The organism is Vreelandella lionensis, from assembly GCF_002087295.1.
Lineage (GTDB): Bacteria > Pseudomonadota > Gammaproteobacteria > Pseudomonadales > Halomonadaceae > Vreelandella > Vreelandella lionensis.
Genome location: NZ_MWVI01000083.1, coordinates 1 through 13,848 on the forward strand (window position 1 = coordinate 1; position 13,848 = coordinate 13,848).

At 61.0% G+C, this 13,848-nt stretch carries 13 protein-coding genes and 2 pseudogenes; 7 read left to right on the forward strand and 8 right to left on the reverse strand.

All coding sequences use genetic code 11. The features are described from left to right. Window positions 1–1,305, forward strand: a 1,305-nt coding sequence (locus tag B4967_RS11620) for a YifB family Mg chelatase-like AAA ATPase (protein ID WP_083025332.1), incomplete at its 5' end; no start/stop codon positions are given. Here B4967_RS11620 and B4967_RS11625 read toward each other — a convergent pair. Beyond that, a pseudogene (locus B4967_RS11625) lies at window positions 1,302–2,269 on the reverse strand (alpha/beta hydrolase). The gene B4967_RS11620 and the pseudogene B4967_RS11625 sit on opposite strands and share 4 nt — an antisense overlap. A gap of 218 nt (window positions 2,270–2,487) precedes the next feature. On the opposite strand from B4967_RS11625, the pseudogene B4967_RS11630 reads away from it, so the two are divergent. After that, a pseudogene (locus B4967_RS11630) lies at window positions 2,488–4,657 on the forward strand (malate synthase G). A gap of 171 nt (window positions 4,658–4,828) precedes the next feature. Then, window positions 4,829–5,245: a PaaI family thioesterase gene (locus B4967_RS11635; protein WP_083025333.1), complete on the forward strand. Its 417-nt coding sequence runs from the start codon at window positions 4,829–4,831 to the stop codon at window positions 5,243–5,245. Between the two features lie 37 nt (window positions 5,246–5,282). Here B4967_RS11635 and B4967_RS11640 read toward each other — a convergent pair whose 3' ends face one another. From B4967_RS11640 to B4967_RS11650, 6 genes are read right to left on the reverse strand one after another with little or no spacing between them, the layout of a single operon-like run. Next, on the reverse strand, window positions 5,283–6,992 hold the full coding sequence (locus B4967_RS11640; protein ID WP_279384704.1) for a molybdopterin cofactor-binding domain-containing protein: 1,710 nt from the start codon (window positions 6,990–6,992) through the stop codon (window positions 5,283–5,285). A gap of 44 nt (window positions 6,993–7,036) precedes the next feature. After that, entirely contained in the window at window positions 7,037–7,465 is a 429-nt protein-coding gene (locus B4967_RS20400) for a hypothetical protein (protein ID WP_279384705.1), read from the reverse strand. 3 nt (window positions 7,466–7,468) lie between these two features. After that, the gene (locus B4967_RS20935) at window positions 7,469–7,945 is read right to left on the reverse strand and encodes an FAD binding domain-containing protein (protein ID WP_340638754.1); all 477 of its coding nucleotides are present in this window, start codon (window positions 7,943–7,945) and stop codon (window positions 7,469–7,471) included. A gap of 3 nt (window positions 7,946–7,948) precedes the next feature. Then, window positions 7,949–8,269 (reverse strand): FAD binding domain-containing protein, encoded by a 321-nt coding sequence (locus tag B4967_RS20415; RefSeq protein ID WP_279384708.1) that lies wholly within the window; start codon window positions 8,267–8,269, stop codon window positions 7,949–7,951. After that, window positions 8,193–8,420 carry an FAD binding domain-containing protein gene (locus tag B4967_RS20420; protein WP_279384709.1) on the reverse strand — a complete coding sequence of 76 codons (228 nt, stop codon included), beginning with the start codon at window positions 8,418–8,420 and terminating at the stop codon, window positions 8,193–8,195. Before B4967_RS20420 ends, B4967_RS20415 begins: the two co-directional genes overlap by 77 nt. Beyond that, a complete protein-coding gene (locus B4967_RS11650) occupies window positions 8,417–8,983 on the reverse strand; it encodes a 2Fe-2S iron-sulfur cluster-binding protein (RefSeq protein WP_083025334.1) in 567 nt (188 codons plus the stop codon). The genes B4967_RS20420 and B4967_RS11650 overlap by 4 nt, the downstream gene beginning before the upstream one ends. 168 nt (window positions 8,984–9,151) lie before the next feature. Between B4967_RS11650 and B4967_RS11655 the strand changes: the two genes are divergently transcribed. The 4 genes from B4967_RS11655 to B4967_RS19530 all read left to right on the forward strand — a co-directional run bounded on the left by B4967_RS11655 (window position 9,152) and on the right by B4967_RS19530 (window position 13,323). Continuing rightward, entirely contained in the window at window positions 9,152–10,141 is a 990-nt protein-coding gene (locus B4967_RS11655) for an XdhC family protein (protein ID WP_083025335.1), read from the forward strand. A 5-nt stretch (window positions 10,142–10,146) separates the two neighbouring features. After that, the gene (locus tag B4967_RS11660; protein ID WP_243470540.1) at window positions 10,147–10,644 is read left to right on the forward strand and encodes an NTP transferase domain-containing protein; all 498 of its coding nucleotides are present in this window, start codon (window positions 10,147–10,149) and stop codon (window positions 10,642–10,644) included. 158 nt (window positions 10,645–10,802) lie between these two features. Continuing rightward, window positions 10,803–12,116 carry an MHYT domain-containing protein gene (locus B4967_RS19525; RefSeq protein ID WP_243470541.1) on the forward strand — a complete coding sequence of 438 codons (1,314 nt, stop codon included), beginning with the start codon at window positions 10,803–10,805 and terminating at the stop codon, window positions 12,114–12,116. Window positions 12,117–12,156: 40 nt separating this feature from the next. Continuing rightward, complete coding sequence (locus B4967_RS19530) at window positions 12,157–13,323, forward strand: putative bifunctional diguanylate cyclase/phosphodiesterase (protein ID WP_243470542.1); 1,167 nt, start codon at window positions 12,157–12,159, stop codon at window positions 13,321–13,323. On the opposite strand, the gene B4967_RS11670 is transcribed toward B4967_RS19530, so the two are convergent. After that, on the reverse strand, window positions 13,310–13,750 hold the full coding sequence (locus tag B4967_RS11670; RefSeq protein ID WP_083025336.1) for a DUF411 domain-containing protein: 441 nt from the start codon (window positions 13,748–13,750) through the stop codon (window positions 13,310–13,312). The two genes, B4967_RS19530 and B4967_RS11670, sit on opposite strands and share 14 nt — an antisense overlap. Window positions 13,751–13,848: the final 98 nt, after the last annotated feature.

Genomic DNA, 13,848 nt, shown 5'->3' on the forward strand with positions numbered 1-13,848 from the left:
AACCTCGCCCCGGCGGACCTGCCCAAAGAGGGTGGCCGCTTTGATTTGCCGATTGCACTGGGCATCCTCGCGGCCTCCGGCCAAATCCCGGTGGATGCGCTGGAAGGCATGGAGTGCGCAGGGGAACTGGCCCTGGATGGCAAACTGCGGGCGGTGCCCGGTGTGCTGCTATTTCCCCTAGCTACCCGCCGCGCCAACAAAGCGCTGATTGTGCCCCGAGCCTGCGCCGATGAAGCTGCCCTCGCGGGCGATTTACCGGTGCTGCCCGCCGACTCTCTCTGGCAAGTGGTGGCTCACTTGCTGGGCCAGGAGAAAATTCCGCCCCACCAGCTCTCCGCCTCCGTCAAATCTACCGCACCCATGGCGGACGTAGCGGACGTGCGCGGCCAGCATCAGGCCCGCCGAGCGCTGGAAGTCGCTGCCGCAGGAGGCCATAACCTATTGCTCGCAGGCCCACCCGGCACCGGAAAAACCATGCTGGCCAGCCGCTTACCCGGCATTCTGCCGCCGCTGTCAGAGGATGATGCACTACAGGTGGCGGCAGTGCGCTCGGTATGTGGCTTGGCGCTGGAAGCCGACTGGGGCCAGCGACCTTTTCGCCAACCCCACCACAGCGCGAGCGCTGCTGCACTGGTCGGCGGCGGCTCAAAACCCAAACCGGGAGAAATCTCGCTCGCACACCACGGCGTGCTGTTTTTGGATGAGCTGCCGGAGTTCTCCCGCAACGTTTTGGAAGTATTACGCCAACCGCTGGAAACTGGGGAAATACATCTCTCCCGCGCCAGCCATGAACGCCGATACCCTGCTCAATTTCAGCTCGTTGCCGCGATGAACCCTTGCCCCTGCGGGCACCTGGGCGACCCACGCCAACGCTGCCAGTGCAGCGCCAGCCAAATTCAGCGCTATCAGGCACGGCTCTCTGGCCCGCTGTTGGATCGTATTGACCTACAAGTGGAAGTGCCCGCGCTGCCACCAGAGCAGCTCACCGCACAAACTCAGGGCGAACCCTCCAGCGCAGTGCGCGAGCGGGTGATGGCAGCTCGGGAGCGGCAAATGGCTCGGGGCGCGATCAACAGCCAGCTCAGCGGTAAAGCGCTGGAAGCCGCCTGCGCCCTTAATGATGAAGAGCGCGCCTGGCTGGCAGGCGTGCTGGAAAAGCTCAAGCTCTCCGCCCGCGCCTACCACCGCGTGCTGCGCGTGGCGCTGACGCTGGCTGACTTACAGGGCGAACCCAAGCCCTCCCAGCCGCACTTTATCGAAGCCATCGGCTACCGGCAGCTGGATCGGCTATTGAAGGGAGCTTAATGCACGTTCTCGACAAAGTGATCGAGCGCTTCAAACAACACTTGGCGAATCGGCTCTGCTTCGTTCACCAAGTGGTGGCGCGCCTCCGGGTGGCGGTGAATCTCTGCATTAGGAAATTTATTCGCCAAAATGGCGAGGTTCCACTCCCAATCCACGGTGAGATCCTGCTCGCCTTGCAGAATCAGCGTCGGCAGCGGGTTAGGCTCTCGCGCCAGTAGGCGTGGCATCCAGCGGCGCATAGCGGTAATCCAGGCCACGCTTAGCCGTTCTGGCTGAAGCGGGTCTTGGTCGCGTAGAAAGGCGGTGAACTGCTCGTCGGTGGAGTTGGGGCGATACTTGCGCGGCAACTCTTTCACAAAGGGGCTGGCGATTAAATGCAGCCAGCTGGCCTGGCTCCAGCGCCAGGGGCGTACTAGCGGTGCCAGCAGCACAATGCCTGCCCATCCGGCCGTGTCGCGGCGGGTGAGCGCGTCGGTGGCGAGCATCGCCGCACCGGGGCTTTGGCCCACGCCCAGCCCCGGCTTCGGTGCCATGCTGAGGGTCTGCAGCGTCTCTTTCCGGTGCGCCAAGCAGTGCTGGTAATCGTCGAAATCTTCGATTTCCGCCCGGGGCCGCTGGAAAGCCCGTGACCAGGCAAATCCCACAGCACCACGCGCCAGCCTTTGGCCAGCAGGCAGTTAAGTAAATGGCGGTACAGGCCCAAGTGGTCAAAGTAGCCATGAATAACAAACGCGGTGCCGGTGGGCGCAGGTGGGCTCCACACTTGGCACCACAGCGCGAACCGCCCGGTATCAATAAACCCGGCGTGCACTTCGCTGGTGTCGTTGAGCAGCGTCTCTAAGCCGTAGTGGCGAAAGTAGTCATGCACAGCTTCCGTTAGCGCATCGCCCGGGGTTAAGCGGGAGAGCGACGACTCACCTTGCGCCTGCCGAAACAGACCTTCCAAGTGTTGGAAATTATGCATTAACGTCTCTCCGTGAACACCACACTTCCATGGGCTGATTAACAGCACAAATAACAGCGGCGGTGGCGCCCGCTCTTATCATTTGGTCGAGCATTTTACCGCTTTAGGGTCTAGGCTGTTTACATGCCAACGCAGATGTGGAAGTATTTTCCATAATTCAAATTTTACCCTGACCGTGGCAGTCAAACCAACCACGGGCACCTTCACAGGAGAACCCCATGAGCGAGCGTATCACGCGTCACCGTTTACAGGTGGCAGCCGACCTAGATCGTTTCATCAACGAGCAGGCTCTGCCGGGCACCGGCGTCGACGAAAGCGCCTTCTGGGCCGGTGTCGATGCTCTGTTTCACGATTTGACCCCGAAAAACCGCCAGCTGCTCGAAGAGCGCGACACGCTGCAAGAGAAGCTGGACGCTTGGCACCGTGAAAACCCCGGCCCGGTCAGCGACATGCCCGCCTACCGCAGCTTCCTGAAAGAAGCGGGCTATTTGGTAGACGCGCCGAATAGCGTGAAAGCCACCACGGCCAATGTTGACCGCGAAGTCGCCACGCAAGCAGGCCCACAGTTGGTGGTACCGGTGAGCAACGCCCGCTACGCCCTGAACGCTGCCAATGCCCGCTGGGGCAGCCTGTACGATGCACTGTACGGCACCGACGCCATCTCTGAAGAAGACGGCGCGGAAAAAGGCACCAGCTTCAACCCGAAACGCGGCGAAAAAGTCATCGCTTACGCCCGTGGCGTGCTGGACCGTGCCGCCCCGCTGGCCACTGGCTCTCACCGGGATGCCGTTAAGTACACCATCCGCGACGGCCACTTGGTCGTCAGTCTGGAAGGCGGCCGTGAAACCGGTCTAAAAGACTCCGGTAAGCTGATTGGTTTTAACGGTGATGCTTCCGCCCCCGAATCGATTCTGCTGGCCAACAACGGCCTGCACCTGGAAATCCAGACGATGCCAACCACTCGATCGGTAAGACCGACCCGGCGCACGTCAAAGACGTAGTCGTTGAAGCCGCGCTGACCGCCATCATGGACTGCGAAGACTCCGTTGCGGCGGTGGATTCTGCAGACAAAGTCGGTGTATACAGCAACTGGCTCGGCCTGATGAAGGGCGACCTGGAAGAGAACATCGAAAAAGCGGCAAAACCTTCACCCGCAAGCTGCACGCCGACCCCACTTGGCAAACCACTGACGGCAACACCGTCACGCTGCCGGGCCGTTCGCTGATGTTCGTGCGCAACGTGGGCCACCTGATGACCACGCCTGCGGTGCTGGACGAAAACGGCAACGAACTGCCGGAAGGCATTCTGGACGCGGTGGTCACCTCGCTGCTGGCCCTGCACGACCTGAAGAAAGATGCCGACCAGCCGCGCAACTCCCGCGCAGGCTCGGTGTATATCGTGAAGCCGAAGATGCACGGCCCGAAAGAAGTCGCCGTCGCCAACGAGCTGTGTGGCCGCGTCGAAGACATCCTGGGCATGAGCCGTGACACCCTGAAAATGGGCATCATGGTCGAGGAGTGCCGCACCACGGTTAACCTCAAGGCATGTATTGACGAAGCCGCCTCCCGCGTGGTGTTTATCAACACCGGCTTCCTGGAGCGCACCGGTGATGAGATGCACACCGCCATGGAAGCAGGCCCGATGGTTCGCAAAGGCGATATGAAGAGCGCCGCGTGGATCACCGCCTACGAGAAAAACAACGTGCAGGTTGGTTTGGCCTGTGGCCTGCGTGGCCGCGCCCAGATTGGTAAAGGCATGTGGGCCATGCCGGACCTGATGCACAACATGTTGGAGCAGAAGATTGGCCACCCGAAAGCCGGTGCCAATACCGCGTGGGTACCTTCCCCCACAGCGGCGACCCTACACGCGCTGCACTACCACCAGGTAAACGTGAACGACGTTCAGCGCGAGCTGGCAGCCCAGGGCGAGCCGGACTTCCTGGACGACCTGCTCACCGTGCCGGTAGCGGAAAACCCCAACTGGTCGGATGAAGAGATTCAGCAAGAGCTGGATAATAACTGCCAGGGTATTCTGGGTTACGTCGTGCGCTGGGTTGAACACGGCGTCGGCTGCTCCAAAGTGCCGGATATTCACAACGTTGGCCTAATGGAAGACCGCGCCACGCTGCGTATCTCCAGCCAGCACATTGCCAACTGGCTGCATCATGGTATCGTCGATGCGCCCAGCGTTGAGGAAACCCTCAAGCGCATGGCGAAAGTGGTTGATGAGCAGAACGCTGGCCCGACTTACACCCCCATGAGCGCCGACTTTGAAGGCTCTACCGCGTTCAAAGCTGCCTCTGACCTGGTGTTCAAAGGTCGCGTACAGCCGTCTGGCTACACCGAGCCGCTCCTGCACGCATGGCGCCAGGTACACAAGGCTAAATAAGCCCTATCGCTTAATAGCCCCCAGCCCCAAGGCTCGCGCCTTGGGGCTTTTTTATTTATGCTGGCTTACGTTGACGTAAAAGCAAAGTGGCGCTGCGGACAACCTCCTCTCTACGACCTGCCCGCAGCATCAGTCCCCGTGCCTGTAAGAAAATAGCGAGGAATAACAACAATGACCGTGATGACCGCCGAGCAGATTGAGCACTTTTTAGATGAAGTCTTTCCCCAGCGGATGGGCAAGATAGTGAGCGTTGGAGATATGTGCGCCACCATGCGTTTAAGCATTGGCCATGAGCACCTGCGCCCTGGCCCCCGCGTGTCAGGCCCTACCATGATGGGCTTTGCGGATGTGGCGCTGTACGTGGCGATACTGGCCCAAATAGGCCCCGAAGCGATGGCCGTGACCAGCGATTTAAACTGCCACTTTCTACGCGCAGCCTCCGGCGACCACGACATTATTGCCCACGCCAAGCTGATCAAGCTGGGCCGCCGCCTGGCGGTGGGCGAAGTGCAGATTTTCTCCGCCAGCGATGACACGCGCCCCGTGGTGCATGTCACCGCCAGCTATGCGCTGCCGGATAACACCTAAGCTGCCAAACAGCGCCGTCGTTCACGCCTTAACGCGCTCAACTCACTTTGGGGAGCTGGTCAATCAGCCGATCCAGCGTCATCGGGTAGTCGCGTACGCGGATGCCGGTGGCGTTATAGATCGCATTCGCCACGGCCGCCGCGACGCCACAGATGCCCAGCTCCCCCACGCCCTTGGCTTTAAGCGGCGTCGAGGCGGCGTCGGTGGTATCCAGGAAAATCACCTCCTGCTCGGGAATGTCCGCATGTACCGCCACCTCGTAACTGGCGAGGTCGTGATTGACGAAAAAGCCGCGCTCCACATCGGGGGTGAGTCCCTCCATCAAGGCGCTGCCCACGCCCATGGTCATCCCCCCAATCACCTGGCTGCGCGCCGTGACCGGGTTGAGGATCCGCCCCGCGTCGCACACCGCCAGCATACGGCGCACTCGAGTTTCGCCGGTATGGGCGTGTACGGCTACTTCAACAAAGTGCGCGGCGAAGGTGCCAATCTGCAGCGTGCCTTTGAAGTCTCCAAAGTGGATGGTGTCTTCTGCCACCAGCTCTTCGCCATCAGCCACCTCCGCAAGCGCTACCTCGGTGGTGCCTGCGATCACCATGCCCTGTTCAAACCGCGGCGCGTTCATACCAAGGCGCTGAGCAATCTCCTCTTGAAGCTTCAAGCAGGCCACGTAAACACCGGCGGTGGCGCTGGCGGCACCGAACTGCCCGCCGGAGCCCGACGAGACCGGGTAGTCGCTGTTGCCCAACCGCACCTCCACGTCATCTAGCGCCAACCCCATGGCTTCCGCGGCGGTTTGAGCAATAATCGTGTACGAACCGGTGCCGATATCGGTCATATCGGTCTCGACCACCAAGCGCCCAGCCTGCAAGCGCACCCGAGCGCCGGAATCCATGGTGGGCGCGCCGCGATAAGCCCCTGCCATGCCGTGGCCGATCAGCCACTGCCCTTCCCGCTGGCCGCCTGGGGTGTGGTTGCGCGCCTCCCAGCCAAACGCCTCGGCCCCTTTTTGCAGGCACTCTACGTAGTGGCGGTCGCTAAACGGTTTGCTGGGGTCTTCCGGGTCGACTTGTGTGTCATTGAGGATGCGAAATTCTACCGGGTCCATGCCCAGCTTCTCGGCCATTTCGTCCATGGCGATTTCCAACGCGGCAAGGCCGGAGGCTTCGCCGGGGGCGCGCATATCCGCCGACTCGGGCAGGTCCATCTCGATAGCCGTATGGGCCACGCGGCGGCTTGCACCGGCGTAAAAGGCGCGGGTTTGGTTGACCGGGTTCTCGCCGCTGCCGCCGGGCAGCGTATGGGAGAACGCTGAGTGGTCGAAGGCGGTAATCCGGCCCTCGGCATCGGCGGCAATACGCAGGCGCTGAACAGTACCGGAGCGGTGGGTGGCGTTGTTGAACACCAGCGGGCGCGGTAGCGCGAGCTTAACCGGCCGCCCAGCAGCCCGAGAGCCGAGCGCGGCCAGCACGGTATCTGCCCGCAGCCAGAGCTTGCCGCCAAAGCCGCCGCCCACGTAGGGGCTCTCTAGACGAATGGTCTCAAGGTCGATAGCAAAGGTCTTGGCCAGCGCTTTGCGGGTCCAGGCTATCATCTGGTTGGAGGTCCAAACCGTCATTTTCCCGCCATCCGACCAATCCACGATAGAGGCGTGAGGCTCCATCATGGCGTGGCTTTGGGAAGCCGTGCGGTAGGCTTCATCCAACGTTACCGCTGCGTTTTTAAAGGCCGCATCCACATCGCCCACGTCAGAGAGCGGCTCGTCGGGTGTTTGCTGCTCCCAGGCGGCGTCTAAATCAACACGCCTTGCTCTTCTTGGTAGCGCACCTCGATCAGTGCGGCGGCACTTCGCGCCTGCTCTAAAGTGTCGGCCACCACCACGGCAATGGCTTGATGGTAGTGGGCAACGGTATCGCCACCAAACAGGCGCGCCACGTTGCTTTTGGCCTGCGCCAGCGGTTCTATTTCTAGAGTGGTGACCACCGTGGCCACCCCAGGCGCGGCGCGGGCGGCTGTGGCATCCATGTGGGTAATGCGCCCTTTGGCGATGGTAGCACATAGCGGGTAGCCCACCAGCTGGTGGGCCGCTACGTCATGGCGCTCGTAGGCGTAGGGGGCTTGGCCGGTCACTTTGAGCGCGCCATCGATGCGCGCATGGGGCTTGCCGACAATACGGGCGCGGTCAAACAGGTTATCGTCGGTCGATTGATTGAAATCCATCGGTTACTCCTCGGCCAGCAGCGCGGCGAGCGTTCGCTCTGCCAGGGTCAGCTTGTAGGCGTTCTCTTCGGTCGGGCGGGCACCATCCAGCAGCTCAGCCATCACCGCGGCTGCGCCTTGGGGCAGCGCGGCATCCGCAGCATCGCGCCGCCAGGGCCGTGGGGCCACACCGCCCAGCGCCACGCGCCCCGTGCCGTCCGGGGCGTGAATCAGCGCCACTGAGACCAGCGCAAAGGCGTACGAAGAGCGGTCGCGCACCTTGAAGTAGGCATGGCGCCCTTCCATCGGCGCGGGCAGCGCCACCCCGGTAATCATCTCGCCCTTGGCCAGGACGTTTTCTACCTCGGGGGTATCGCCGGGCAGCTGGTAGAACGATCTAGTGTCAGGCTGCGGGTCTCGCCCTCGGGGGTAACGGTTTCCACGCGGGCATCCAGCGCTTGTAGCGCCACCGCCATATCGGAGGGGTGCGTGGCAATGCACACATCAGAGGTACCAATTACGCCGAGCTGCCGGGTGGTCGCGCCCTTTTCCCAGCGCCGCGCAGCCAGCGCCCGGTGAGCGCTTATTGCAGGGCATGGCGGTGTCGTAAAAATAGGGGCAGCGCGTGCGCTGCAGCAGATTACCGCCGGTGGTGGCTTTGTTGCGCAGCTGGCCAGACGCCCCAGCCACCAGCGCCCGGCTCAACACGCCATAGGCTTTGCGCACGCGTGGGTCGGCCGCCAGGGTGCTATTGCTGACCATCGCCCCCACCCGCAGGCCACCCTCTTCCGTAGCGGTAATGTCGTTTAAGCCGGTGCCGCGCACATCGATCAGGTGCAGCGGGGTTTTCGATCTCGTGCTTCATTAAATCCAGCAGGTTGGTGCCGCCGGCAATGAATTTCGCGCCCGGCACCTCGGCCGCGCGGGCCGCTGCTTCGGCGGGGCTAGACGCCCGCTCGTAGGAAAAGGCTCTCATGCGCGCTCCTTGGCAACCTGGGGAATGGCCTTGAGGATGTTGGCGTAAGCGCCGCAGCGGCAGAGGTTGCCCGACATCCGCTCGCGAATCTCGGCATCGGTGATCTCGATAGGCGCGGTGAGATCCGCCGTGACATGGCTGGGAATATTGGCGGCGATCTCCTGCAATACGGCGTTGGCCGAACAGATCTGCCCCGTCGTGCAGTAGCCGCATTGGAAGGCGTCGTTATCCACGAACGCCTGCTGCATAGGGTCTAGATGATCTACCGTACCCAGGCCTTCGATGGTGGTGATCTCGTCACCTTCGTGCATCACTGCCAGGGTGAGACACGCGTTGATGCGTTCGCCATTCACCGACACGGTGCAAGCGCCACACTGGCCGTGTTCACAGCCTTTTTTGGAGCCGGTGAGCGCTAGATGTTCCCGCAGGGTATCCAGCAGCGTGGTGCGGTTATCGAGCGTTAAGGTGTGCTGGGTGCCATTCACCACCAGCGTCACGGTCGAGCGCGGCACTTCTTGCGGTGCCTGATCGCGGCGCTGTTCAGCGCTATTTGAAGCGTTCATAAATCGGTGCCTTCCCTGCTCATTGCTGTTGCTTATCAACGGTCTCGCCCCTTCAGCATAGACATAAATCGGCGGCAGCGACCTGACGCGTGCCAAGCGGCTGCGCTACGCTTAGCGCAACGACCCGCGCTAAGCGGGCAGGGTGACTGACGAAAGGACGCAATATTGATGCAACACTTGGATCGGCAGGTGATTGAACACGCCCTGGCGTGGTGCCAGCAGGGCCGCCCTTTTTGGCTCTGCACGGTGCTGGCTACCTTTGGCTCCTCTCCTCGCGAGCCGGGCTCCTGGATGGCAGTGAACGAAGCAGGCGAGGCCATTGGTTCGCTGTCCGGGGGCTGTGTAGAGGAGGACTTTCTCCAGCGCGTCAAAGAGGGGGCGTTTGAGCGCCCGGTGACGGTCATCCGCTACGGCGACCCGGACGACGTTCAAGGAGCTAACGTGACGCTGCCCTGCGGTGGCATCTTAGAAGTATTAATTGAGCTCCTGCACGCGACTCAAGCCACCGAAGCACATCTCACCACGCTGCTGGCGACGCTAGACGGCCAGCAGCCGCTGGTGCGCCATGTCGACCTCCCCAGTGGGCGCTTTGGCTTTCACAAGGATGCCTCGCTTGGCCCACGGGTTTACCGTGAGCAAGTGCAGGGGGAATCCGAGCGCATCTACCTACGCGTTGCCCCCGCCAGGCGGTTAATTATTGCGGGCATCTCCGCCATTACCGCCCCCTGTGCGGCCTTTGCCGTCACGCTCGGTTTCGAGGTGATCGTCTGCGACCCGGACGCCACCGCCTGCGCGCAGTTCTCCGTGCCCGGCGCGGTGGTTAAGGCAGCGCTGCCGTCCCAGTACATCGCCTCCGGCGCTTGCCATGGGGCGACGGCAGTGGTGGCGCTCACCCACGACCCGCGCATCGATGACTTGGCCATGATGGAAGCCGTATGCACACCTGCATTCTATATTGGCGTGATGGGCTCTCAGCGCACCTCCACCGCGCGGGCCGAGCGGCTGATACGCTCCGGCGGGCTCACCCAAGCGCAGGTGAAGCGCCTGCATATGCCCAGTGGCCTAGCGCTGGGCAGTAAAACTCCGGCGGAAATTGCCCTGGCGGTCATGGCGGATATCGTACGGGTGCAGAACGGGAAGGCCGTCGATGAGCTTTAATTGCCATGAACGCTAACCACGTCGTCGCTCTAGTGATGGCGGCAGGCTTCTCTCGGCGCTATGGCGAGGCCGATAAGCGCCAGGAGCGTCTTGCCGATGGCCGAACGCTGTTGGCCACCACCGTTGCGCACACCGAGCAGGCGTTTAGCCAGGTACGGGTCGCGATTCGTGAGGAGGACAACGCGTTTCAGCTTGGCTTGGCTGCCAGCACGCCGCTGATCCGGCTACGTCAGGCGCACCTGGGGCTGGGCGCCAGTTTGGCCGAAGCGGTGGCGGCGCTAGGCGGTGATTGCCGCCTGAACGACAGCAAGGCGGTGGCGGTACTGCTAGGCGATATGCCGCGTATTCACCCCGCGACGCTGCGGGCACTACAGCAGCAGGCCGCCCGCGATACCATCTGGCGGCCGCGCTACGGCGGGCAGCCCGGCCCCCGGTGCTGTTTGGCCGGGCTTTTTGGCCGGAACTGGAGCACTTACGAGGCGAAACGGGCGCTAAGTCGCTGATTCAACGCCACCCATCCCATTACCATACGTATGACGTCGACGACGCAGGCATTCTGCTCGATATCGATACGCCAGACGCCCTCGCCAGCCTCTAGCGTTTAAGCACAACTTCGATTATCAGAGAAAGGATTTAACAAACATTATAAAGTAGTGTGTGCATGCCACTGTCACACAGCGATTTATTAATGATACTGCCCAACCTGTTACTGGATCCGCAGGCGCTGAGTGCTTTGCAAGGAAAGCACGATGTTCCCTTGGTCATTTTATCCTGGCTAGTTGCACTGGCCGCGTCTTACGCCAGCCTAGAAATTATTCGCTTGGTCGGTAGTCACTCATCGTCGCTCTGGCGCAGAACATGGCTCACCGCAGGTGCCAGCGTAATGGGCGCTGGCGTCTGGAGCATGCACTTTGTCGGCATGCACGCCTATCAGTTGGACTTTCATGTCAGCCATAGCCATCTACTCACGCTGCTTTCAATACTGCCCGCTATTTTAGGCAGCCTTGTAGCCATGACGCTGCTCTGCCGAGAGCAGTTAAGGCACCGCTCTCTGATCCTTGCAGGTATCAGCTTAGGGCTGGGTATTGGCGTGATGCACTATAGCGGCATGGCCGCCATGCGTATGCCGGCAACCCTCTACTACGCGCTGGATCTGCTCCTAGCCTCCCTGGTCGTTGCCGTTGGGCTGGGCGTTCTCAGTGCCTATGCTTACCGCTTATGCCGCATGGAAAATGGCAAAGCGCACTATCAGCGATACGCCTTTGTCTCTGCGCTGTGTATCTCGCTCGCCGTCAGCGGCATGCACTACGTGGCCATGCAGGCTGCCTGGTTCGTGCCCATGAGCGATGCCGCCGATCACGCCCACATAGATGCCTCCCACTGGCTTATTTTTGTGATCAGCGGGGCGGCCGTTTTTGCCGCGCTGCTGACGGTGCTGGCGATTAAAATCCAGCGCCGCCTGGAAGACAGCGAGCGGCACTGCCATATGACTCAACGGCGTCTGCTGGAAGTGATTGCCGCTCTGCAGGATGGCGTGGTGCTATTTGATGATGGAGCGCGCATCCGGCTGTGTAATAACGCTTTTGAGCAATTAACGGGGATGACTCACACCCAGCTCATCGGTACGGATATCACTCAAGTGCCTTACGCTAAAGATAGCCAGGCGCTCACGCCTGCCATTCACCGTGCGTTGGTATCGCAAGGGGAATGGAGCGGTATGGTCACCGCTCTGCGCTCCAATGGCGATGAGTACCCGGCATGGCTCAGCATCAGCCGCGTGAACTATGCCCACAGTAAAGATCAGGATTACGTGGCCCTGATCAGCGACCGAACCGACGAGCAAAACGCACAGCAGCGGATTCGCTACCTGGCTTATCACGATATGCTCACGGGCTTGCCAAATCGCTTGGCCCTTCAGGAGTACTTGACGACACACCTGCAGGATAGCCGCCATCGGGCCACTACTCAGTGCTAGCACTGAAGGACGTCAACCGTTTCAAAGTGCTGAACGAAGTATGGGCCAAGATATCGGCGACGAGCTGTTACGACAGCTCGGCAGCCGCCTGCAACAGCAGGCCGGAAAGCAAATGTACGCTGCCCGCTTGGATGGCAATGAGTTTGCGCTGTGCCACACGCTCAACGCCACCGATCAAACGGCAGCTGAACAACAGGCGCACCAGCATATCGAGAGCGTGCTGGCGTCCCTAGTGGCCGACTACCAGCTTCACGGGCACACCTACCCGTGCAAAATTAACGTGGGCATGCTGATTTTTTGCCCTCGTGAGATTGAGAGCGTCGGGCAGCTGTTCAAGCGCGCAGGGCTTGCGCTACTGGAAGCCAAGCGCCAGCGGGACGGCGAGCCAAAACGGTTCTGCGCGGTGTTGGAGCAAAAGCTTGAAGAGGATATAACGCTAGAGCGTGAGCTGCGCCTGGCGATTGATAGCGGTGCGCTTAGCCTGCACCTTCAACCACAGGTGGGAGCGCAGCACGAGGTCATCGGTGCCGAAGCCCTGGTACGCTGGCACCACCCCCAGCAAGGCATGATTTCACCAGGGCGCTTCATTCCCATCGCTGAACAAACCGGACTGATTCTGCCCCTAGGGGCCTGGGTACTAAAAGAGGGTTGCCGCCTGCTCGGCGAGTGGCAGCACGACACGCGCCTGAGAGATTTAAAGCTTTCGCTTAACGTGAGCGTGCGTCAGTTCCAGCAGCCCGATTTTGTCGAGCAGGTCACCACCACGCTGCATGCTACCGCCGCCCCGCCTGAGCGCTTAACCTTGGAGCTCACTGAATCGCTGCTAATGAGCGACCCAGAGGGCACCATCGATAAGATGCTGCGCCTGCGGCAACTGGGCATCCGCTTTGCGCTGGATGATTTTGGCACCGGCTACTCATCGCTGGCGTATCTCAAATCACTGCCGCTGGACACGCTCAAAATCGACATTGCCTTCGTCAAGGATTTAACCTTGGATATGCAGGCAACGCCGATAGCCGCCACCATTATTGCCCTGGCAGAGAGCCTGGGATTAGACGTGATTGCCGAAGGCACGGAAACTGCCGACCAGTGCACGGTGCTAGCTCGCTTAGGATGCCATGTGTATCAAGGCTACTATTTTGGCAAGCCAGCACCCGCAGCAGAGTTTGCGCGACGCAACGGCGCTTCTTCGCCTACAGCGTCATAAACGGCTGGGCGTCTTGATCGCTGAATAGGTAAACGTTGTAAGGCTCGCTTTGGGGCCCAGGCATGCCCGGTGTGCCAATCGGCATACCGGCTAAGCCGATGCCATCGACATCCGGTTGCTGTTCAAACAGTGCCTCAACCGCTTCCATCGGCACGTGCCCTTCAATCCAATAGTTGCCTATCTCAATGGTGTGGCAAGAGCCCATGCCGTAAGGCACGCCCGCCTGCTGTTTGATATCACCCAGCTCGACATCATCAATAATGGTGACGTCTACGCCCAGCGCTTCAAGATGACGCGCGTACTCATCGCAGCAGCCGCATTGCGGGTTTTTATACAGCGTCGCCTCATCGGGCAGCGCAGCATGGGCCGTCGCAACGCCGAACATCAAGGCACCAGAGACCAGCAGCGTCGTGGCATGTCGTTTCATATCGCTCTCCTATGACAACGTCTTTTGCAAAGCTTACAACCTAGGGGCTACCTATAGGTCAAGACCCAAACAACAGCCTCTCACTCTCGTTTGACCTA